The 20098-nt window shown below is 69.0% G+C and carries 21 protein-coding genes; 10 read left to right on the top strand and 11 right to left on the bottom strand.

Annotated elements, in window-relative coordinates; all coding sequences use genetic code 11:
- The first annotated feature begins 320 nt into the window (after positions 1-320).
- The 5 genes from GGR33_RS20335 to GGR33_RS20315 all read left to right on the top strand — a co-directional run bounded on the left by GGR33_RS20335 (position 321) and on the right by GGR33_RS20315 (position 2261).
- Entirely contained in the window at positions 321-632 is a 312-nt protein-coding gene (locus tag GGR33_RS20335; protein WP_183508652.1) for a hypothetical protein, read from the top strand.
- Positions 629-1051 (top strand): hypothetical protein, encoded by a 423-nt coding sequence (locus tag GGR33_RS20330; protein ID WP_183508650.1) that lies wholly within the window; start codon positions 629-631, stop codon positions 1049-1051. The genes GGR33_RS20335 and GGR33_RS20330 overlap by 4 nt, the downstream gene beginning before the upstream one ends.
- Positions 1052-1138: 87 nt before the next feature.
- Complete coding sequence (locus tag GGR33_RS20325) at positions 1139-1402, top strand: hypothetical protein (protein ID WP_183508648.1); 264 nt, start codon at positions 1139-1141, stop codon at positions 1400-1402.
- Positions 1403-1537: 135 nt separating this feature from the next.
- Positions 1538-1831 (top strand): DUF2934 domain-containing protein, encoded by a 294-nt coding sequence (locus GGR33_RS20320; protein WP_183508646.1) that lies wholly within the window; start codon positions 1538-1540, stop codon positions 1829-1831.
- Positions 1832-2060: 229 nt separating this feature from the next.
- The gene (locus GGR33_RS20315) at positions 2061-2261 is read left to right on the top strand and encodes a hypothetical protein (RefSeq protein ID WP_183508644.1); all 201 of its coding nucleotides are present in this window, start codon (positions 2061-2063) and stop codon (positions 2259-2261) included.
- Positions 2262-2267: 6 nt separating this feature from the next.
- Here GGR33_RS20315 and GGR33_RS20310 read toward each other — a convergent pair whose 3' ends face one another.
- The 4 genes from GGR33_RS20310 to GGR33_RS20295 form a co-directional block, all read right to left on the bottom strand.
- On the bottom strand, positions 2268-2570 hold the full coding sequence (locus tag GGR33_RS20310) for a hypothetical protein (protein WP_183508642.1): 303 nt from the start codon (positions 2568-2570) through the stop codon (positions 2268-2270).
- 286 nt (positions 2571-2856) lie between these two features.
- Entirely contained in the window at positions 2857-3129 is a 273-nt protein-coding gene (locus GGR33_RS20305; protein WP_183508639.1) for a hypothetical protein, read from the bottom strand.
- Between the two features lie 82 nt (positions 3130-3211).
- Entirely contained in the window at positions 3212-3643 is a 432-nt protein-coding gene (locus GGR33_RS20300) for a hypothetical protein (protein ID WP_183508637.1), read from the bottom strand.
- 70 nt (positions 3644-3713) lie between these two features.
- Positions 3714-4217, bottom strand: coding sequence for a peptide deformylase (locus GGR33_RS20295; protein ID WP_183508635.1), 504 nt, complete (start codon positions 4215-4217; stop codon positions 3714-3716).
- Positions 4218-4451: 234 nt separating this feature from the next.
- On the opposite strand from GGR33_RS20295, the gene GGR33_RS20290 reads away from it, so the two are divergent.
- Entirely contained in the window at positions 4452-4682 is a 231-nt protein-coding gene (locus tag GGR33_RS20290; RefSeq protein WP_183508935.1) for a hypothetical protein, read from the top strand.
- 63 nt (positions 4683-4745) lie between these two features.
- Here the strand turns inward: GGR33_RS20290 and GGR33_RS20285 are convergent, their stop codons facing one another.
- The 3 genes from GGR33_RS20285 to GGR33_RS20275 all read right to left on the bottom strand — a co-directional run bounded on the left by GGR33_RS20285 (position 4746) and on the right by GGR33_RS20275 (position 11671).
- Positions 4746-5165, bottom strand: a complete 420-nt coding sequence (locus GGR33_RS20285; RefSeq protein ID WP_183508633.1) for a DUF3291 domain-containing protein — start codon at positions 5163-5165, stop codon at positions 4746-4748.
- 255 nt (positions 5166-5420) lie between these two features.
- The gene (locus tag GGR33_RS20280; RefSeq protein ID WP_183508631.1) at positions 5421-9758 is read right to left on the bottom strand and encodes a translocation/assembly module TamB domain-containing protein; all 4338 of its coding nucleotides are present in this window, start codon (positions 9756-9758) and stop codon (positions 5421-5423) included.
- Positions 9758-11671 (bottom strand): autotransporter assembly complex protein TamA, encoded by a 1914-nt coding sequence (locus GGR33_RS20275; RefSeq protein WP_183508629.1) that lies wholly within the window; start codon positions 11669-11671, stop codon positions 9758-9760. Before GGR33_RS20275 ends, GGR33_RS20280 begins: the two co-directional genes overlap by 1 nt.
- A gap of 559 nt (positions 11672-12230) precedes the next feature.
- Between GGR33_RS20275 and GGR33_RS20270 the strand changes: the two genes are divergently transcribed.
- From GGR33_RS20270 to GGR33_RS20260, 3 genes are all read left to right on the top strand, one after another.
- On the top strand, positions 12231-12440 hold the full coding sequence (locus GGR33_RS20270; protein ID WP_183508627.1) for a cold-shock protein: 210 nt from the start codon (positions 12231-12233) through the stop codon (positions 12438-12440).
- 223 nt (positions 12441-12663) lie between these two features.
- Positions 12664-13044 carry a DUF6481 family protein gene (locus GGR33_RS20265; protein ID WP_183508625.1) on the top strand — a complete coding sequence of 127 codons (381 nt, stop codon included), beginning with the start codon at positions 12664-12666 and terminating at the stop codon, positions 13042-13044.
- A 149-nt stretch (positions 13045-13193) separates the two neighbouring features.
- Positions 13194-13367 (top strand): metallothionein, encoded by a 174-nt coding sequence (locus GGR33_RS20260; RefSeq protein WP_183508623.1) that lies wholly within the window; start codon positions 13194-13196, stop codon positions 13365-13367.
- A gap of 3 nt (positions 13368-13370) precedes the next feature.
- On the opposite strand, the gene GGR33_RS20255 is transcribed toward GGR33_RS20260, so the two are convergent.
- Together GGR33_RS20255 and sseA are read right to left on the bottom strand one after the other, a co-directional pair.
- Positions 13371-15509 (bottom strand): TonB-dependent receptor, encoded by a 2139-nt coding sequence (locus GGR33_RS20255; protein ID WP_183508621.1) that lies wholly within the window; start codon positions 15507-15509, stop codon positions 13371-13373.
- Between the two features lie 242 nt (positions 15510-15751).
- Positions 15752-16600 (bottom strand): 3-mercaptopyruvate sulfurtransferase, encoded by an 849-nt coding sequence (gene sseA, locus GGR33_RS20250; RefSeq protein ID WP_183508619.1) that lies wholly within the window; start codon positions 16598-16600, stop codon positions 15752-15754.
- A gap of 243 nt (positions 16601-16843) precedes the next feature.
- On the opposite strand from sseA, the gene GGR33_RS20245 reads away from it, so the two are divergent.
- Entirely contained in the window at positions 16844-17092 is a 249-nt protein-coding gene (locus tag GGR33_RS20245) for a hypothetical protein (RefSeq protein WP_183508617.1), read from the top strand.
- Positions 17093-17116: 24 nt separating this feature from the next.
- Here GGR33_RS20245 and GGR33_RS20240 read toward each other — a convergent pair whose 3' ends face one another.
- Together GGR33_RS20240 and GGR33_RS20235 are read right to left on the bottom strand one after the other, a co-directional pair.
- Positions 17117-18277, bottom strand: a complete 1161-nt coding sequence (locus GGR33_RS20240; RefSeq protein ID WP_183508616.1) for a GNAT family N-acetyltransferase — start codon at positions 18275-18277, stop codon at positions 17117-17119.
- Positions 18277-19698 carry a lipopolysaccharide biosynthesis protein gene (locus GGR33_RS20235; RefSeq protein WP_183508614.1) on the bottom strand — a complete coding sequence of 474 codons (1422 nt, stop codon included), beginning with the start codon at positions 19696-19698 and terminating at the stop codon, positions 18277-18279. Before GGR33_RS20235 ends, GGR33_RS20240 begins: the two co-directional genes overlap by 1 nt.
- Between the last annotated feature and the right edge of the window lie 400 nt (positions 19699-20098).

Below are 20098 nucleotides of genomic sequence, written 5' to 3'. Positions count from 1 at the left end.
ATGTCGATCGTTCTGGAGCCCGGGGAGTGGTCCCCGGCTCTATCGCAGGGTCCGGTCCGGCGGCAAGCAGAGGGCGCGCACCCGTCACCGCCGCATGGCGAAGATCATCAAGCCGGAATAGGCGAGGGCGGCCGCCATGAGCGACAGGGGCGCGAATCCGAGCGGCAGCATCTCCATGCGCCTGCTTGAACCGCGACGGCGGCCCGGGTCGATCAGGCGTTCGGTCGCTGCGTCATCGCTTCCGGTCGTGTATGGTTAAGCCGTGTTTAACCATGGCGGCCGATCCTGCCCGCTTCCGGACACAGCAGCGAGGGCGCCGCGTGCGAAGCCTCCTCCCCGTCCTACTCGCCGGCGCGGTCCTTGCCGCGTCGCCGGCTTCCGCCGAGGAGCCGCTGTTCCTGCGCATCCGCCCGAACGACGATGCGGCCGTGGCGGCGCGGGCAAGGGCCTTGCGGGAGTCGGTGTGGGCGCGTAGCGACCGTCGGGCACGCATCGCCATCGCTTCGGTATGCACCGGATGCATGAAGCCGCTCGCTCCCGCCCCTCCGGACGGCGTTCGAGGCTCGGCGTCCGATGTCTCCGCCACCGGAGCGATCCCAGACCCGTCCACCGTCCCAGCAGGTGATCCATGAGCCAGGCCCATCCGACGACCGGCGCCGAACCCGACAAGGAATGCCCCGTCTCGATGGAGCTGCTGGGGGAGGTCTATCGCGCCGACGACTACGACCTGCCCTACATCCTCGAGGAGATCCCGCCGCTGACGCGGGCACGGCTCGCGGGCTACCTCTACAGCAAGAGCCACATGCACCAGCTTGGTCTCAAGGTGGCGCGCGCCTGCGAACGCGACGACCTGATCCGCGCCGTCGGCGAGATCGGCTCGGTGATCCACGGCCAGGCCTCGCTCAAGCCGGCCCCCGTCGTCGAGGACCCCAAGGCCGCGGCCCCCGCGCCGAAGAAGGTCAGCCTCGGCGGCGCGCAGGCGAAGCCTCCGGCCAAGAAGATCAGCCTCGGCGGATCGCAGGCCAAGGGTCGCAATTTCGACTTCGATTGAGCCTGCCGGCGCGCGATCCGGGCGCTGGACGGGAACGTTTCGAGCAAGCGGGGCTTTACGAGAGCCTCAACTCAGGAGCCCTTTTGCATGTTCGGACCGTGGTGGAAGCTCGGCATGGACACCGCGATGCTCGCCCTCGAATCACAGGCGGTGATCGGCCTGCGGCTGGCGAAGCTCGCCGCGGGCGGTGCGGGCGCACAGGCCGAGGCGCAGCGCATGGTCAGCGAGAAGATGTTCGCGGCCGGCGAGGCCGCGATGACGATGGCGACGGGCGGTTCGACCCAGAGCATCGTCTCCGGCTATCGCCGCAAGGTCCGCGCGAACCAGCGCCGGCTGTCGCGCTCGCGCTGAGCCGCGGCGGCCCCGTGGCCCGAAAGTGACGCGCCGCGGCTGTGCCGCCACGCGAATATTGCGGCGCACGCCGTTTAACACTCTCTTAACCATGCCCTCCCATCGTTCGACTCGCACGGACAACAGGAGAGCGTCATGGACACCATCGAGCACCGCGTGCGTGAGCGCGCCTACTACATCTGGGAAGGCGAAGGCCGCGTCGTGGGCCGGGCGGAGGCCCACTGGATCCAGGCCGAGATCGAGATCGCCGCTGCCGGCGTCGAGACCGCTGCCGCCGCCGAGGCGAGCGTCAAGAAGGCGCCTGCTCGCGCAAAGGCCCCGGCCAAGGCTGCCGCAGCCAAGTCGGCTCCGAAGGCCGCCGCCGCGAAGGCCCCCGCCAAGCCGAAGAAGGCCCCCCGCTCGTCAGAGGCCGGCATCGCCCTCCACTGACACGCGCCGCATGAGACTTTCGAGGCCCGCCGCTCGGCTCCCGTGCGGCGGGCCTCGCGCGTTTCCGAGGTCGGTTGAAATGCGGTGCCGCCCATCGCTCCTTGCATGGCGGTGTTGCATGGAAGCATTCCAGGCTGTGCAAGGCCTGGGGATAGTCGGCAAAGCTATGGCGCGATGCGGCAGATGGCCTTAAAGGCCCGCGGCGAGACACGTCCGAGCGGGACCGAGCATGCAGACGACAGCCGAGCCGACTTCGATCAAGGCGAACGGAGCGCTCCAGCAGCAGGTCGCGGACGCGCTGCGCAATCAGGCTCTCCCGATCAGCAAGCTGCTGCGCCTGATGTGGGCGATCGAGGCCGAAGCCAGCCCGGTCAGCGAGAGCCTGCGGGTTCAGCTCCGCGCCCGGATCGGGGCGCCTCTCGCGAACTGACCGGCCTCAGCGCCGGCGATGCCGGCGCTTCTTCTTGCTGTGATGGGCGGCGTGCGGCGAGCGCTTCATGCAGCCGAAATAGAGCTGCTTTCCGATTTCGCGCAGGCCGAGATTGAGCGGATCGGGCACTGCGAACACCTTGGCCTTCGCCTCGGCACGGCAGGCGGCATCCTGCAGACTCGTGATCGGCGGTTCCTCGGCCTGCGCCGCGCCGGAGAGACCCACGACGGCCAGGAACAGCATCGCACCGAGACAACGGAACCGGTCGGGCAAAAGCGGCCCTCGCAGGCGGGCGGCGTGACGCTGCATCAGGACGGCTCCCTCGCTCTCTCGATCTGCGGAACTGGGTCCGCTTCTCGCGCCCAGCTCGTGGCAAGGCGCGACGTCACCGTCTGAACGATGCGGCGGCGACTCCGCAAGAGGGGCGGAAGACTGAACGGCATCGCCGTCCGCGATGATTCCTCTGGAGGCCTGCATCGTCCTCGAACGGTTCATCTTTGGGCTGATGCTCGGGGGGGGGACGAACGAATCGAAGACGGTCATCCCGGCGGCCGAAGCCGCGTGACGTCTGAGCGCACCGTGCATGTCCGTCTACTTACGGTCGAAGCCAGAGGCAGGACGCCTCCTTGACGCTTCTGCACTCGTAGGGGACGTCGCCGATCATCGAGCGCTTCTCGACCTCGCCAACCCGGTCGGCGGGGATCGCATGGCATCCGCCGAACTCGGCCGGGATGTCGGTTCCGTCGGGGCTCTGCATGCTCAGGCGGCGTAGGGTCACGAGGTTGTCGCAGCCGACGACCGTGGCGGACGGTTCGGCGAAGGCGCTGGCGGAGGTGAGCAACAGGCATAGGATCAGGAACGGCCGCAAGACAGCATCTCCGGAGTGTCGGCACGACCGCTCAAACTAGGCCGATTGCCGGTCTTGCCCAGTCTGGCGGCCGCGGCCGGTTTCAGCGTTTGGTTTTCGGCTGAGCCGGCGAGGCCCCTGCACCTCGCGTTGGCGTCGAGGCGGCAGCGGGCGGAGCCGCCGAGCCGGCCACGGTCCATTGGCAGATGCTGGTGCTCTGCAGGCCGAGGCATTCGTAGGCACGACCGTTCAAGGCGACGTGATCGGCGATCCCCGTCACGGCCTTCCTGTCGAGGACGGAGCATCCGAGGTCGGATTTCGGATCGGTCACGAGCTGAATCGCCGCTTTGGCGTCGTCCTTCGCGCCGCGCAGGACCGAGCGCAGGTTGGCGAGCGAGGCGCAGGCGATGACAGGCGGCGCGGCGGCCGTCCCGGTGGTGGCCGGGACGTCGCCCGGTCGGGAGGGCGCTTGCGCCGTGCTCGGCAGGGCCGAGGCGGCGAGAAGCAGAAAAGCGGTCGCGAAAGAGGCGCGCATCGGCCTGTCCGAGAGATGCTGCCTGGGCCTTAGCACGGCGTCCGCACGGGGAGCGAGACGACCTATGCGCTCACCCACCCGTGCGCCGTAGCTTCGCGTAGCGCTTCATCGCGCGTTCGCGCCTCAACCGCGTCAGCCGCTCAGTCCAGAAGATGCCGTCGAGCTGGTCGATCTCGTGCTGGAGGCAGGCGGCGGCAAAGCCCTCGGCTTCCTCTTCATGCGGGGCACCATCGAGGTCGCGATAGCGCACCCGGATGCGCACCGCCCTCTCCACCGGCTCGATGATGCCGGGCATCGACACGCTGCCCTCGCGCTGCGGCGCCCGCTCCGGTGACGCCTCGACGACCTCCGGGTTGACGTAGATGGTGTGCGGGAGATCGGGCTGCAGGCGGATCACGGCTAGGCGGGCTGGCACCCCGATATGCGGGGCCGTGAGCCCGAGCGCGCCGACGCCGCGCAGCGTGTCGAGCAGATCCTCGGCGAGCGCGCGCAGCGCGTCATCCCACGTGGCCACCTCTGCTGCGACGGTGCTCAATCGAGCATCGGGAAAGATGATCAGATCGCGTGCAGGCATGTCTTGCGGAAGCCGTTCACTATTCGTGGGGGATGGAGACCGCCACGCCGGTGGCGGCACAATCGATCTCAGATCCGGAAAGATTTTCGATTGTGCATGCCGTTCGGCATATTGGCATTTTGCGTGGAATGATGTGCCGAAATTGCCTGATCGAGTTTTTTCGGAACGAAGCCGGCTGCGATGTGTTGGCCTCACAACCTACAGCATGAGAAAGGAGGTCTTATCGTGAAGACCATGAAAATCATTTTCGCCGGCGCCGTTCTCGCTGCCACCATGGGCGCCACCGTTCCGGCCTCCGCGCAACGCATCACCATTGGTCCCGATGGACCGGGCGTGGATCTGCGCAATCGCAGCCAGCGCGAGCGCGACCGTGAGTACGCCCGCCGCGACCGCGAGGACAGCTATTATCGTCAGCAGCGGTTCCGCGACCACGATCGTGGCTATCGCCGCGGCTACGATTACTGAGTTCGAAGACAGTCTTGCTGTCGAGGGGCCGGGAAACCGGCCCCTTTTTCGTGCGCGGATCTCTCAGATCGAATTACCTCGGTCCGTCCGAGGCGGTCGGTAGGCGAGGGAGGCGTGATCGGGACTCGGATGGCGGACTTTCGACGGCCGCCCCTCCGCGCGCATTCGCCGATCCGCCTCCTGCCAAGACGGCACCGATTCCTCGGCCTGGGTCCAGTGCACGACCGAGGCCTCATCGCACCACGTGATGAGACGGGGCATCGCGGCGCGGTGCGCCCCAGCCGTCATGTATCGGCGCATGCTCTCCTCTTGGTCCCAGAGCGTCAGGGTCCAAAATGTCAGGGCGCGATCCCTCAGCACCGAGCCGGCCCGGAAACCCTGTGCGCCTCGTGCCTGGCGAGACGTGCGGAACGCCATCCACGCGAACCTGGGCAGGAAACGCAGCGAGCGCAGCTTCAACCGCGTGACACTGACGAAGGGCATGGTTTCCACCATTCGGCGCTTCCGACCCGATGCAGGCGACTCAGCGGCTCGGACCGTTGCCCGCGCATTCGCGCGAAAGGCGTCGCGAGTCGAGCCTCGCCGCGGAACACGTCGTGCCGATACCGACGAGATACGGCTCGGCTCCCCGAGAGGGCCTCGCGAACGCTGTGATGTGACGCGCATCTGCCTTGCCGGCGAGGAGATGTGGCCTCGAACCTCTCGGCCTTGCTTCGATCCGAATTGGGGCGTGGCCCGCTACCACTCCCACTCTGCGCCTACGCCCAGCGACGTACGGCCATCGCTGCCGGCCTCGCCGTTGAGCTTGATCCGGCGGGTGAGGTCGTAATTGACCGTCGCCGCGGTGTCGGCGGGCTTGGCGCCCGCCTTCACACCGACGCTGAGATCCTTGGCAATGTACCGTGAGGCGCCGACCGCCGGACCTCCGCTGGCACCGGTGGAGACGTCGAGGCTGTCGAGCCCAAGTCCCTTGCGGGCCGCCTCGAACGCGTCGGGTCCGCCGGCAGCGCCCGAGAGCTGGGCGGCGGCTTGGGCGAGCTGCAGCGCCTGGAACGGCGAGAGACTTCCCGAGGCCTTCTTGAACAGGATGCGCGAGAGCACCTCGTCCTGCGGTAGGGCCGGGTCGGAGCTCAGTGCGAAGACAGGCTGGTTCGCCGGACCGCTGACGGCGACGCGGGCGGTGACGTCGGACGCCTTGGTCTCGGCGATGAAGTCGAGGTCGGGCGCGGTGATGTCGCCCGCAAAGTTGAGGCGCCCGCGGGTGAAGTCGAGGCGCTGGCCGACGATGCTGATCTTGCCGCGGCGCATCTCGAAATCGCCGTTGGCGCGCGGATCGCGGGACGAACCGGTCACGCGCAGTTCGCCGCCGAGTTCGGCATCGATGCCGCGTCCGCGCACGAAGATGCGGTTGGGCGCGCTGATCACGAGGTCGAGCGCGGCGTCGAACGGCGCGGCGGGCTTGCCCTTGCGGCCGGCGGCGGCGATCTGCGCCTTGCGGTCGGCCCGCTTGGCGAGGCGGGCGCGGATCTCCGGCGTCGCATTGACGTGCCGGATGCCCGGCAGCGGCTGCACCGTGGCGGGGAGCCGATCCGGCACCGAGACGTCGATCGAGACGACGTCGACGCGCCCGCCGATCTTGGGTTTCTGGGCGAGGGGACCGCTCAGCGCGAGGTTGAGGTTCGTCACCGCCGTCATCAGCGGGCTCGAGACCAGCTCGGCCTTGTCGGCGGTGATGCGCAGCGAGCCGGGGAAGCCCGAGGCCGGCTGCATCGCGACGCGGCCATCCACCGAGAGGCGGCCGCCGTTGCGGGTCGCGGCGGTCAGGCGTTCGAGCACGATGGTCTCGCCCTGGCCGGTGACGCGGCCCTGGATGTCGGTAAGGCGGATGCCGTTCAGCGGATCGGTGATGCTGCCGCCCGTCAGCGTGGCCGAGCCTTCGACGCGCGGTGCGGCAATGGTGCCGGTCACGCCCGCATCGAGGGCGACGCGGCCGCCGACGCGCTGGCCGCCCGTGCTGAGCATGGAATTGGCCATCGCCGCATCGAGGCTGCCGCGCGCCTTCAGCGCGAGCGCGCCGCCGGGCTCGATCGGGATCGAGCCGGCGATCGTGACCTCGGCGCCACGCCCGGCCGAGATGCGGCCGTCGATGCTCGCAGCGCCGTCGGTCAGCGTGCCGCTCGCCTTGGCGTCGATCGGCGGCAAGCCGGCCTTGCGGGTCTCCGGCGCGACGAGGCGCGAGACGGTGAGCGCATAGTGGCCTTCGGGGCGCTGCGCCGAGCCGTGAATGTCGGCATCGCCCTCGACGGTGCCCGAGAGCGCGAGGCTCGGCGAGGCGATGCGGGCCATGGCCAATGGCAGGGCACGGATGCCGACTTTCAGGTCGAGGGTCTTGCCGGCGCGGCCCTGCACGCTGACGCGGCCCGAGCCCGCTGCGATGCTCAAGCCATCGATCACGGCCGCGCCGTCCTCGATGGTCACGCTGGCGGGACCTGCGAGCGTGACCTTGTCGCCACCGCGGATGGCCGAGAAGCGCTGCAGCTCGATCCGTGTCGCGTCGCCCGGGACCAGCCGGGCGGCCCCGTCGAGGGCGAAGCCACGGGCCTGGGCGGTGAGGGTCACGTCGCTCGCCGCCTGGGAGCCGGTCGCGGCGAGCCGCACGGTGTCGATGGTCTGGCCCGCGGCGACGAGCCGGTCCGCATTGAGTCTGCCATCGAGCGAGGGGTGAGCGCGGACGTCCCGCGCCGTCAGGTCGGCGTCGAGCCGCGCGAGGCCGTAGCGGTCGTAGCGCAGCGAGGCGCCCGTGGCGCGGATCGCGGCGTCCTGGCGGCCGCCCTCGCGGGAAAGCGTGATCGCCGCGTCGAGATTGCCGCCCATCGGCGCGAGCGCCAGGGGCGAGAGGTCGCCGAGATTGCCGGCGCGGAGCGCGATGCGGCCCTCGCTCAGCAGCGTGCCGATGTTCACGGCCGCGCGGCCGTCCACCGTGACGGAGCCGAGCGCGAAGGCGAGTTGATCGAGCGAGAATTCCTTCGGAGCGGGCCTCGCGATCCGCGCCTCTCCGGTCAGCGGTTTTTCGGCGACGCTGCCGCTGAGCCGCACGGTGCCGTTGAGCGCGTTCGTCAGGTCGGCGAGGGCTGCGTCGATGCGCATGTTCCTGATCGGCTTCGCATTCGCCGAACCCTCCGGCACGGCGATGGTCGCGGTCAGAGCCGGCGACAGGAGCGAACCCGTGAGGTGGGCGTCGAGACCCGCGTGGCCCTTCAGACGCTCGTCGAGGGCGGAGAGGTCGCTGAGATCGATGCGGCCGGTGACGTCGGCCTGGGACTGCGTCGCCTGACCCTGCAGGGTCGCGGCGATCGTGGCGCCGGTGAGCTTCAGCCGGTCGAAGCCGTAGCCGTCGAAGGCCTGCGAGACGCGGCCAGTGAGCGTGGGCTCGCGGCCGAGCAGACGGTCGGCGGCGTCGATGCCGAGCACGAGGCCCTGGCCGCGCAGGTCGAGATCGGCCGCGACCGATTTCCGGGCGGGGTCGCCGCTGAGCGCGGCCTTGGCGTCGAGACGACCGGCAAGCGTGCGGCCGGCGACGCCCGAGAAGGCACCGATATCGGCGAGCGCGGCTTCGATGGTGCCGGTCAGCGTGTTCTGGCCGATGCGGCCGGCATAGGTCAGCCGGGCCGTGTCGGCGTCGAGGGTCAGGGTCGAGACGTCGAGATTGCCGTCGGCTGTAGAAGCGGCGCGCAGCGTCAGGGTGGCGCGCGAACCGATGGCCCGGCGCAGGGCGGGATCGGCGAGGCGCAGGCCGTCGATCTTGGCATCCGCCATCAATCCGAAGCGGGAAGCCTTGGGATCGTTGCCGATCGGCTCCGCGCCGATCTTCGCCTCGATCCGGTCGAGGGACGATTCCCTGGTGCGCAGGCCGGCGGCATTGAGTGCGCCCTTCACCACGGGGGAGGCGAGGGGGCCTTTGAGGCTGCCGTCGAAGACGAGGGTCTGCAGCTCGGTCTCGTTCGCTTTGGTGACGCCGCCCTCGGTCGGGACGGCGCGGGCCTGGATCGCCAAGTCGGCAACGCGGTCGGCGGTGATGCCGCCGGTGGCCGCCAGCCGGGCCGTGCGCGAGGTCAGCTCCAGCCGGTCGATGCGGAAGGCGCCGCTATCGGCGAAGCCGAGGCTGCCTTCGAGCTTCGTGGTGCCAGAGAGAATCGCCGCGGCCGGACCCGGCACCAGCCCCTCGATCCGCGAGGCGAGGTCGAGGCTCATCCGCCTTTCCTTGCCGATGCGGGAGATGCGGGCAGTGCCCTTGGCGCCGATGTCGGGGCCGGCGTCGAAATCGAGCCGGGCGTTCCAGGCATCGAGGGTGCCGTGGCCTTCGAGGTTCAGGTTGATCGGCGGCTCGCCGGGCAGGCCGCCAGCCTTCGAGAGCAGGCCATGCGCCTCCTCGACGAGGCTCGTCTTCAGTTCCAGCGTCTCGCCCTTGGGCACGAACAGCAGCTTGGCGAGGAAGCGCCCTGTGGCGTCGAGGCGGCGGGCGTCGACGTCGAGGTCGAGGCCCTCGGAGGGGTTGCCGAGCTTGACCTTGCCTTCGGCCGTAAGCCGCGCAGGCTGGCCTGCGATGGGCTCGCCGAGGACCAGTTCGCCGAGCTTGAAGCCCTTCACCTCGACCTTCACCGGCAGGTCCGGCAGCAGCTTGCCGTCGGGTGCTTCGGCCGGCACGGCGTTCGGATCGGGAAGCGGCTTCCTCATGACCTCGAGCCGGCCGATCTCCAGGCTGTCGACCTGGAGGCGGCCGGACAGAAGCGCGAGACGGCTCCAGACGAGGCGGGCGCGGTCGAGCTTCAGCCAGACCCCGTCGCGATCGCTGATCGTGACGTCGCGGATGGTGGAATCGGAGGAAAGCGCGCCGTCGACACCGCCGATCGTCACCTTGGAGGCGGGCGTCGAGAGCGTTTTCGAGAGGAGACCCCCGAGCATCGTCTTCTCGCCGTCGGCGGCACGAGACAGGCCGACCGGGAGCGCGACTGCGAGGAGCAGCAGGATGAGAAACGCCGCGATCGCGCGGCTTCGTGCCGTTCCGGCAACCACCATCAAAACGCTTGCCCTAAGCTGATATACAGGGCGACCGGGCGCTCGTGGTAACCCTTGATCGTGTCGAGCGGGAAAGCGAGGTCGACACGGATCGGGCCGATGCCCGTGTAGTAGCGGAGGCCGATGCCGACCGCCTTGCGGATACGCTCATCGAAATCGGGCAGGGACGAGGCGAAGGCCGTTCCGGCATCGAAGAACGGCACTACGCCGATCGTGTCGGTGACCTTGATGCGGGCTTCGATCGAGGCCTCCAGCAGGCTGCGGCCGCCGATCGGCAGGTTGAACGGTCCGCGCGGGCCCAGCGTCCGGTAGGCGAAGCCGCGCACCGATCCGCCGCCGCCGCCGAAGAAGCGGAAATTGTCCGGGATCTCCGCGAGCGAGGCCCCAGAGACCGAGCCGAAGCCGATGCGGCCGGCGAGGATGTAGTTCGCGTCCTCATCGAGGGCGTAATAGGTCGATCCCTGCGCCTTCGCGACGAAGATGCCCGGATCGGAGCCGAGGAAGCTCGGATAGGGCGTCGCCGAGGCCGACAGGCGCACGCCCTTGGTCGGATCGAGCAGGCTGTCGGTCGAATCGTAATTCACCGAGAGGGGCACGCCGAACAGGCGGTAATCGACCTTGCCGAGCGCATCTTGCGACCGGCCGACCTGACCGTCGAGACCGATTTGGGCCGAGAAGCTGTCCGAGAAGCGGTGGCGCAGGCCGACCGAGGCGCCGGCCGCGTCGACGAGGTAGCTCTGCTGCACCTCGCGGGTGACGAAGACGTTGGCGAGAAGGTCGTTGCGCGTGCCTTCGAGCGCGGGCTTCACGAACGTCGCGGAGAGCCGGCCGCCGAGCCCTGTCGTGTCGATGCCGGCGAACTTGCGCTGCTGCGCGAATGGGTCGTAGCCGAGGCCGAGATAGTAGAGGTCGGCATCGATGCGGAAGGTCTCGCCGCCGCCGAACAGGTTGCGGTTGGCGTAGTAGGCCCGCACGCCCGGCCCATCGACTGTGGAATAGCGAGCGGAGACGCCGAGCAGGTTGCGCTCTCGCTCGCCGATCTCGACGAAGACCGGGAGGTTGCCGTTGGCGTCGAGGGTCTCGCCCTCTCGCACTCGGATCGAGCCGACGCCCTCGACCTTGGCGACCGTCCGGCGGATATCCGAGATCGCCTTCGGCGAATAGGGATCGCCGGGCTCCGCATAGATGAAGGACCGCACGACGGCCGGGTCGATGCCCTCGCCGCCGGAGACCGTGACCTCTCCGATGCCTGCCTTCGGTCCGGGATCGACCGTGAAGGCGACGTCCATGACATGGGCGGCATCGTCCACGACGGGATCGCGCGAGACCACCTTCGCGAAGGGATGGCCGAGGGCACGAAAGCGATCGACGATCCGGGCTTCGCGGGCGAGCACGGTGGCCGAGCGTGCCGGCGCGTCGTCGTCGGTGCGGACGAATTTTTCCGGGAGGACCTCGCCGGGGAAGCTGCGCCCGGCCCGATCGCGCACGGTCACGGAGCGCACCGTGTAGGCCGGCCCGAGATCGACGACGATCTTCACCGGCACCAGCGCGCGGCTGCGAGATCCTTCCGCCGTGCGCGCCGCGGCCGCCAGCGAGGACTCGCCGGTCACGGTCACGCCATCGACGCGGATCGACACCGTACCCTGGTAGTAGCCGTATCCCGACAGGACTTCGTTGAGACGGCGTTGGTCGGCCTCGGCACGGCGCACCAGCCCCTCGCCATCGGGCGGCGGCTCCTGGCGCAGGCGGTAGAGGGTCGACGTGTCCTGGAGCGCCTGGACCACGTCGTTGTCGTCGACGCCGGTGATGCGGACCGTGTAGGGCAGAGCCGTCGCGCTCGGCGGCGGGGGCTCTTCCTCGCCGCCGAAAAGGCCGAAGAAATCGAAGGCGCACGCCGGCTGCGGCACGGCCAAGGCGGCTATGCACGCAATCGCCAGCGCCCAGACGGACTGGCGGCTGAAACGGTGGCTAGGGAAATTGGGGGCCCACGACGGGGTCAGGACAAGCACTGGATCGCGATGGTCATCCAGTCGTGTGCGTCAGCGCACCGGAGCTTTGCCCGCGAATGTCCAACGAACCGTCTGCCATCTGCTCACCCCTCGACGGATATGCCGCTCGGGGCGTCGGGACGAGCCGTCGAAAGGCTCGGACCGGACGCTGTTCTGCGGCTTTCGTTATGCCCAAGCCTAGCCGCAAGGTGGGGGTCGGGGCAACCTTGGCTGCCTTTTCGCCCTCCCTTCCCTACGGTTGACGAGAGCGTGGGGCGAGATTCCAACAGGTTGTGGACTCTTGCCGCTCCGGCGGGCGCGACCTAACTCAAGGCCATTGCGCGACCCACGGCCACCTCGCCAGAAAACGTCCACGAGACTGAGTGCAGCGGCCGAATGACGACTTCCGCCGCGACGGATGCATCGGCCTCGATCGAGGCTCGACACCGTTCGCGGAAAGGGTCGGCCAAACGGAGATGACCGAATGCAGACGGGCACCGTGAAATGGTTCGATGAGATCAAGGGTTACGGCTTCATCCAGCCCGATACCGGCGGCAAGGACGTGTTCGTTCACGTCTCCGCCGTCCAGGCAGCTGGCCTACGCGGCCTCGCCGAGGGTCAGAAGGTGAGCTTCGACGTCGAGAACGACAAGCGTAGCGGCAAGGCCGCTGCCGTGAACCTGCAGGCCGGCTGACGCCGGCGAAGGTCGGCGTTAGGCGTCTTTGAAGATTTCGCGCAACGCTTGCGGAAATTTGTCCACGGCGCGCATGCGAGGCGCGAGTCTCACGTTGATTGTTGCGGCGCAAACGTGCATCGGCTGCGCCGTTGCGTAGCCCGGCTCCGATCCGGGTCCCTCCTGCCGTGGAAATCTGCTCAGACCCCGGCGGGGTTTCAGGTCATCACACGAGAAAGGTCAGATGGGCGCATTCGACTATCGTAATTTCGACGACCGCCGCCAGAATTCGCAGAATGCCAAGGCGGCCCTGCTTGAGAAGTTCAAGTCCCGGCCGGCCCTCGACGATCCCGAGATGATCGCGAAGGCCAAGGCTCGCGCCGAGGTCTCCAAAGCGCGTGAGGACCGAACCCGCGAGCGCGAGCGCGCCCGCGTCGAGGCCGAGCGCAAGGCGGCCGAGGAGAAGCGGCTTCGCGAGGAAGCCGAGCTCAAGGCCCAGATCGAGCGCGAAGAGGCGGAAGCCGCCGCACTCGCCGCCCGCAAGGCCCAGGAGACCGAGGAACGCAAGGCCGCACGTGACGCGCGCTACGCCGCCCGCAAGGCTCGCGTAAAGATCAAGCGCTGATTGGACGCGCGCCGACACGTCGGCGCAGCCCCCCCCTCGAAACGAAATATCGATCGAGCCGGGCTCCTCGCGGGTCCGGCTTTTTCGTTCTACGCTGGCTGTTCGATCTGCGCCGTTTCCGCCGCGGATCTGCACTCGAGGAGACCGACATGGCCAGCGTCGACGTCGAGATGGTGAAATGTGCCTGCCCGGACTGCGTCTGTGTGGTCTCGGTCGCGAAGGCGGTGCAGCACGAGGGCAAGGCCTTCTGCTGCGACGAATGCGCGAAGGGGCATCCCGACCATGACGGCTGCAACCACGCCGGCTGCAGCTGCCACGGCTGAGCCTCAGAAGCGTGCGGTCATGAACAGCCGCACGTTTCGGCCCTGCAGCAGGATCTCGTCCTTTTTGAAGGAGGCCGAGTTGCGGATGTCGTCGTCGAGCAGGTTGCGGCCCTGGAGGCCGAGCGTGACCTCGCTCGCGCCGTAGAGGGCCGGGTCGAGCGACTTCGTGTAGCTGACCTCGGCGCGCAGGTCGTTCCAACCGGCGGTCGTGGTCTCGAAGGCCGCGATTTCGGTGTGATCGAAGGCGTGGAGTAGGTTCACCCGCGCGTACCAGCCGTCCGCCCTGACGAAGACGCCGCCGCCGAGCCGGTGCGGGGGAATGCGCGGCACGTAGCTGCCGTCATCGAACTGAGCGTGGACGAAGTCGTATTGCGCCTCGATGCCCGCCCAGCCATTGCCGACGGGAAGCAGATCGATCTGAGCACCGATTTCGGCGCCGTAGAATGTCGCGTTCTGTTGCCGGTAGACGATCTGGCGCAGCTCGCTGCCGCTGCCGCAGGAGGCGAAGTCGTCGTCGCAGAGGGCGCCGGTGTAGTTGCGGTAGATGAAGCCGGTATAGCGCGTGTAATAACCTGTCGCGTCGAGGCGGAACGGCCCTTCGGCGCGGCGAATGCTGATCTCGGCAGTGCGGGCACGCTCGAGCTTTAGGTTCGGATTGCCGATCTCGAAGGTCGCGGTGGCGTCGTGCGGGCCTTGCGAAAACAGCTCGTAGCCAGTCGGTGCGCGCTCGACATAGGAGCCGTTCAGGCTCGCGACGAAACCGTAGGGCAGATCCTGCAGCGCGCCCACGCTGGCGCTCTTCGGAGCGAAGCGCCGGGTCAGGCGAAATTGCTCCGGGTCTTCGCCGGGCACCGGTAGGTAATCCGACGGAAACAGCGTTGCGGTGCTGGCGATCCGATCGCCCTCGATGCGGCCGGCTGCCTGGAAGCGCAGACCGTTGCCGACGTTCAGCTCCTCGAAAAGGTAGGCGGCGTTGCTGCGCGAATCCGTCGGCGGCAGGAAGGATTCCAGTGCCGAGTTCAGGACACGGCGCCCGCTCTGCAGGCCGAGGGCGCCGGTGAGCGTGCCGAAGGGCAGCGTGACGGGCACGTGCTGCAGTTCGACGCGTGCCTCGACCTCGCGATTCTTGAAGGTCGCCTGGAGTCCGTCGATGCCGTTCTCGCCGATCCCGATCTCGTCGTGACGATAGACCGAGCCGCCGGCCCAGTAGCGGATCACCTCGAACGGCCCTTCCGTCGGCCGGTACTCGCCGCGCGAGGTCACCTTGTCCTGGCGCGGGTCGAGGCGGGTGCGCGCCTGTTCGGCCTCGCCGCCGGGGATCTGGTAGAGCGCGTCGTAGTGGCTGAAGGCGATGCCGACGAAGCCGCGATCGCCGATCGCCGAAATGCCGACCGAGCCGCCCTGCGACTGCGTCGCCGAGTTGCGCTGGATGCCGCCGGGGATGGCGTAGCTGTCGGTTGCGCTGGCGAAACCGTCTGCGTGGACCGCGATGCCGTCGCCGCCGGCATCGACCGTTGCGGCGCCGAGCCGGCCAGCGTCGACGCTCGAGAAGCCGGTGGTGACCTGTCCGGAATAGCCCTTGGCCGGAATGAAGGTCGGCACCCGGTTGTTTTCAGACGAGACCACCCCGCCGATCGAGCCCGAGCCGTAGCGCAACGTCGCGGGGCCGCGGATGACCTCGATGCGCTGATCGACCAGCGGGTTCATCGGCACGCCGTGATCCTCGCCGAGGTCGGACACGTCGCCGGTGATGACGCCGTTCTCCTGGATGCGCACCCGCGCATTGTCGAGGCCACGGATGATCGGCCGCGAGGCGGCGCCTGGCGCGTAGCTCGATGAGGACAGGCCGGGGCGGTCGGCCAGCGCATCGCCGAGCGTGGTCGGCTGGTTGCGAGCGATTTGGTCCTGCGTGACCACCGTGACTGGCGAGAAGGTGTCGGTGGCTACCGGCAATACGCCGAAGCCGGGATTGGCGATCGGTGTCGTCCTGGCTTGGACCGGGCTCACCGAGGTGACGCTGATCTCATCCAACACCTCCGCCTGCGGTGCCGCGACGGCTCCGAGCGGAAGCAGGGCGGTGGCAAGGGCCGTTCCATAGAGGAGGGTTGCACGCCGTCCTTCCGACCAAAAAGCACCACGCATCACGCCTCGCCGATAAAACGTTACAATGTTTCATCATGCGAATGTGATAATGTTACAAGCGCAAATCGCGGGCGTTCGGACGAGGCCTGCCCGGTGTTGCAGAAGCGCATCGACGCGACGCTCTGCCCCCTCTCTGATGCCCTGAGCGACGCGGAAGGTCAGCCACGTCTAGAGCGAAGGTCTCGCAGCAGTTCGGGAGCGTCGTGCCACGTGTTCCGGGCGTGGTGGCGCGCTTGGAAGCCTCAGACTGGCCCGGTAGCCACGGGCCGTGCCTGGTCCGAGCCCCAATCGGCCCACGACCCGTCGTAGAGTGCCTTCGGGGGCCGCCCGAGGGTTTCGAGAGCCAGGGCGACGATCGCGGCGGTGACCCCCGAGCCGCATGTGGTGACGATCGGCTGGTCGAGATCCACCCCGGCTTCGGCGAAGGCCGCGCGCAGCGAGGCCTCGTCCTTGAGCCGGCCATTCGCCTGCAGGGCCGCGTAGTGCACGTTGCGGGCGCCGGGCATGTGGCCGGGGCGCACGCCCGGGCGCGGCTCGGCTTCCTCGCCACGGAAACGCGGTCCCGAGCGGGCGTCGACCACCTGGGCCGAGTTCCGGTCGAGGGCGCGCGCGACGTCGTTCGCGTTGGCCACCGCAGTGTGATCGAGCCGGGCGGTGAAGTGGCGGCGCTCGCGCGTTCGGCCGGGCCCGTCCTCGGTCGGATGGCCGGCCGCCAGCCAGGCCGGCAGGCCGCCTTCGAGGATGACGGCGTCGCGCACGCCATAGGTGCGCAGCATCCACCAGACGCGCGGCGCCGAGAATAGGCCCATGCCGTCATAGACGACGATCTGCGCGCCATCGCCGACGCCGAGGGCACGCATGCGCGAGGAGAACACGTCGGGACGCTGCAGCATGTGGGGCAGCGGCGAAGTCTCGTCGCTCATCGCATCGAGGTCGAAGCGGATCGCCCCCGGGACATGCGCGGCGCGGAACTCGGCCTCGGCATCGCGCCCCTGTGCCGGCAGGTACCAGGAGGCGTCGAGCACCACGATGTCCGGCGCTGAGAGGCGCGCCGCAAGCCATTCTGGGGTGACGAAAGGCGGTGTCGCCATGGTTGCTCTCGTTCGGCTCCTTGTCCAGCGCAATCAACCACATCCGGGATGGGCATGCACGCCGCGCTTGGACGCAGGCTGTCGAGCCCCATATCGCGTTCCGGCCCCCGCGTGCCACCATTCACTTCACATGCCGGTGATCGGATACGGGCCGTGGATGCCGGCGCGATCGGCCCTGCCGCCGGCCGCCTCGACGTCCTATGTGGTGATCCGATCCCACCCCGATCCGGAGCCGCCCGGCCTTTGACCGTCCGCGAAACCTTCCACATCGAGCTCCTGGGGCTCGACGACGGCGCCGCTGCGGCACCCGTCCAGCAGCGCGTCAGCATGCGCACGAGCAGTCTCGACGGTGCCACCGAGCGCGCCCTACGGCTGTTCGCCCGAGCCCGCGCGCCTCAGCGCAGCGAGCAGCGCCCCGAGGCCGTGCGCGTCATCGATGGCGCCGGCCGCGAGGTCTTCCGCTGGAGCCGGTTCGACGAACCCGGGGGCTGACCGCTTCTCGCGCCGAAGCGGCGATCACGGCTTGGACCTGGAGGTCCGCACCCGGACAGCCTGAGCCCGCAAACCCTCCAGCGCGACGGCCGGCCGAAACAGCGGGTCTCCGCCGCTGGCCTCGATCAGGCCATGGGCCAGCCGCCGGCGCTCGCCCCAGAAGGTCTCGATCAGCGAGAAATTCGGGGGCGCGCAGGAATCGGCCTCGATGATGCGCGGATCCGCGAGCAGCGAGCGGGTCACGCGCTCGACGAGCAGCGCGCCCGGCGAGTTCTTCGCCTCGGTCTCGTCGTGGGCGATCTTGAGGAACCAGAAGGTCGAGCCCGTCTCCAGCGAGAGCGAGACCGCGAGGCTGCGGCCACCGCGGCGCAGCCGGTCGATGCGCATGCGGCCGCCGGCGCCGTAGGATCGGACGAGGCCGGCGAGAAAGGCCGCCTCGCGCGGCCGTTTCGCGACCGCAGTGCCGGCCCGTCCCTTCCAGCCGGCGGATTCGAGGGCGACGTAGTCGTCGAGCGCCTCCGCCAGCCCGTTGGGGTCGCGGATGATCTCGTGCTCAGCCTGCGCCTCTGCCGAGATTCGCCGGAAGAGGCGGCCGAGCTGGCGCGCCTTGCGCTCCGAGAGCTGGGCGCCGAGATAGGCGTCCCGCGTCCCACCCCGTCCCGCGGCCGGGTCGAGGAAGCCGCGCTCGTGCGCCCAGAAGTCGGCGCGGCGGCTTCCGGTCCGGGCCAAGGTGTCGTTGAGCAGCGTCGCAAACGGGCCGTCGAGCGGCAGGTACGGCATCAGCAAGCGGCGTGGCAGACCGAGATGGCCCGGCGCGTCGAACAGGGCTCGCAGCGCCGGAGCGGCCTCGTCCCGCGCGAGGAGCGGCGGCCCGAAGATCGAGAAGCCGTGCGTCCAGCCCATTAGAGCGGGGATCGGCACGCCCCACCGGCGGACGACACGGCAGGGCCAGAGCGCGAGGAGGCGGGCGCCCGGCGCTTCCGGCGGCTGGTCGCTGACGGTCAGGAGCCGGATGCCGCCGCCGAAGGCATCCGCCGCCGCCAGGGCGAACTCCGCTTCGAAGAACAGGTTCTCGACCAGCGGATCGCGGGCGAGCTCGCGCCAGGCCGGCAGAAGGGGCGACGCCGCGTCGAGCGGAAGCGCTGCGACGACGAGGCCCTCGGCGGTTCGCGCCGCGTGCGCCATCAGGCGGGGCGCCGCGCCCGGCGCGTGAGGATCTCCGCGAGGCCGATGATGTTGAAGTGCCAGGCCGCGCCAGCGGCGGCTACGCCGATCATGGCGGCCTTGAGCACGAGCAGGACCGGCGTGCGGCCGCCCGCGACGAGATCGAGCGCCGCAGTCGCGGCATAGGCCAGAAGCGCGCAGGCGACGATCGTGACGATGTCGAGGACCGGCACCGGCATCTGGATCCGCCCTTTCCCCGCGACGATGTAGACGAGGCAGGCCACCGCCTGCCCGGCAGCGAGCGCGATGGCGGCGCCCTTCACCCCGTAATGCGGGATCAGCAGCAGCGACAGTCCGCCGGTCGTGGCGAGAAGCGCCCCGGAGGCGACCGCGTCCAGCGTGCTCGATCCGTTGAAGTAGATCACCTGCCCGAAATAATAGGCGCGGAACATCATGCAGATGCTCGCCACGATCAGGTAGGGCGCCACCGCCATCGCCGAGGCGCGGTAGCTCGGGCCGAGCAGGATCGACACCACAACGTCGTCGAAGGTCAGGAAGAACACCGCACCGAAGGCGCCGATCAGCGTGAGCGCGCGCGCCGCATCGCGCAGGACCGGATTGGCAGCCTCCATGCCGCCGCCGCGGGCGTCCCGCTTGGCGATGGAGATCATCGACAGGGCGATGCTCTCGCCGAAAACGACGAAGCTCTGGCGCAGGAAGTCGCCGATCGCGCCGTAGGCGCCGAGATCCTCGGTGCCAATCGTCTTGCCGATGATGAGCCGGTCGATCGTCTGCGCCAGCGCGGCGATGCCGAAGGAGATCACCAGCGGCCAGCCATAGGCGAGCAGCCGTCGCGCCTCGGTCAGGCTGCCCCGTCCCCCGCGGATCTGGGGCCAGACCGACAGGGCCGCCGGTATGGCTGCCAGCGCGTTGGCGAGCCCGAAAGCCAGGACGAGGTCGAGGGCGTCGCCGGTATAGGCGAGGGCCGCGCTGCCAAGCGCCAGGACCAGCACGCCGCGGGATACCACCGACATCGCGACGGCCTCTGCGGCGAGCCGTGTGCGCGCGATCTCGTTCATGCCCTCGAAGAGTGTGATGCCGACCGTGGCCGCGACGATGGCGGCGGCAAAACGAGGGTCGATGAAGCCGAGCACGGCGGCCATGCCCATCGCCAGTGCCGTCAGCACGAGCAGGATCGCGAGCATCCGCACCAGCGTGGCGATCTGGGTCGGCCCGCGCGCCTCGTCGTACAGCGCGAAGAAAGCGAATTTCGGCCATTGGCAGGTCGCGCCGTAGAGCACGATCGACCAGGACAGGATTAGGAGATAGGTGCCAAAGATGTCGACGGGCGCCAGCCGCGTGAAAGCGGCCAGCGAGGCCATGTTGAGCGCCGCCGCGACGGCCCGCGAGCCGACATAGGTCAGGGTATGGCGCGCGATCATCCGCGTCCTCGGGCGGCGACGTGCCGGTGCGGTGGAGATCCGCCGCGTAGGTTCGTCACCCGACCGTGTAGCACGGGCTCGTGATCAATCCCGCTTCGAAACGCGGCGACTGCCATGCGGAGGCCGATCGGTCGCGACCGTGCCGTTTCCGGACATGAACTTTGCATCAGGGCTCCTGCAACCACGCCGTTGCAGTCGCTGTGCCGCTTCGACAGGTCGCCTCGCGAGTACCGCATGAGTTCCATTGACTTTGCGTTGCAACATGCGCATATCGCAAGCGCAGCGTCAGCGGCCGAATGGGGTCCGCTTGAGAGGGCTGCGTGACGGTCCATGTCCGCGCATCGCGTCGGACGCGTTCCGGCCCCTCTCTTCATAACGTGCATGCACCTGACTGCCCCAT

This window comes from Methylobacterium brachythecii (genome assembly GCF_014196345.1).
Lineage (GTDB): Bacteria > Pseudomonadota > Alphaproteobacteria > Rhizobiales > Beijerinckiaceae > Methylobacterium > Methylobacterium brachythecii.
The sequence above is the reverse complement of the archived record's forward strand: the minus strand, read 5'-3'. Positions and strand labels throughout refer to the sequence as shown.

Coding starts and splice junctions, on each gene's coding strand:
- GGR33_RS20265 (WP_183508625.1), top strand. CDS start 12,664: ATGGGCGCATTCGACTATCGTAATTTCGACGACCGCCGCCAGAATTCG.
- sseA (WP_183508619.1), bottom strand. CDS start 16,600: ATGGCGACACCGCCTTTCGTCACCCCAGAATGGCTTGCGGCGCGCCTC.
- GGR33_RS20260 (WP_183508623.1), top strand. CDS start 13,194: ATGGCCAGCGTCGACGTCGAGATGGTGAAATGTGCCTGCCCGGACTGC.
- GGR33_RS20255 (WP_183508621.1), bottom strand. CDS start 15,509: ATGCGTGGTGCTTTTTGGTCGGAAGGACGGCGTGCAACCCTCCTCTAT.
- GGR33_RS20325 (WP_183508648.1), top strand. CDS start 1,139: ATGTTCGGACCGTGGTGGAAGCTCGGCATGGACACCGCGATGCTCGCC.
- GGR33_RS20240 (WP_183508616.1), bottom strand. CDS start 18,277: ATGGCGCACGCGGCGCGAACCGCCGAGGGCCTCGTCGTCGCAGCGCTT.
- GGR33_RS20315 (WP_183508644.1), top strand. CDS start 2,061: ATGCAGACGACAGCCGAGCCGACTTCGATCAAGGCGAACGGAGCGCTC.
- GGR33_RS20310 (WP_183508642.1), bottom strand. CDS start 2,570: ATGCAGCGTCACGCCGCCCGCCTGCGAGGGCCGCTTTTGCCCGACCGG.
- GGR33_RS20235 (WP_183508614.1), bottom strand. CDS start 19,698: ATGATCGCGCGCCATACCCTGACCTATGTCGGCTCGCGGGCCGTCGCG.
- GGR33_RS20280 (WP_183508631.1), bottom strand. CDS start 9,758: ATGGTGGTTGCCGGAACGGCACGAAGCCGCGCGATCGCGGCGTTTCTC.
- GGR33_RS20300 (WP_183508637.1), bottom strand. CDS start 3,643: ATGCGCGCCTCTTTCGCGACCGCTTTTCTGCTTCTCGCCGCCTCGGCC.
- GGR33_RS20290 (WP_183508935.1), top strand. CDS start 4,452: ATGAAAATCATTTTCGCCGGCGCCGTTCTCGCTGCCACCATGGGCGCC.
- GGR33_RS20285 (WP_183508633.1), bottom strand. CDS start 5,165: ATGCCCTTCGTCAGTGTCACGCGGTTGAAGCTGCGCTCGCTGCGTTTC.
- GGR33_RS20320 (WP_183508646.1), top strand. CDS start 1,538: ATGGACACCATCGAGCACCGCGTGCGTGAGCGCGCCTACTACATCTGG.
- GGR33_RS20330 (WP_183508650.1), top strand. CDS start 629: ATGAGCCAGGCCCATCCGACGACCGGCGCCGAACCCGACAAGGAATGC.
- GGR33_RS20270 (WP_183508627.1), top strand. CDS start 12,231: ATGCAGACGGGCACCGTGAAATGGTTCGATGAGATCAAGGGTTACGGC.
- GGR33_RS20295 (WP_183508635.1), bottom strand. CDS start 4,217: ATGCCTGCACGCGATCTGATCATCTTTCCCGATGCTCGATTGAGCACC.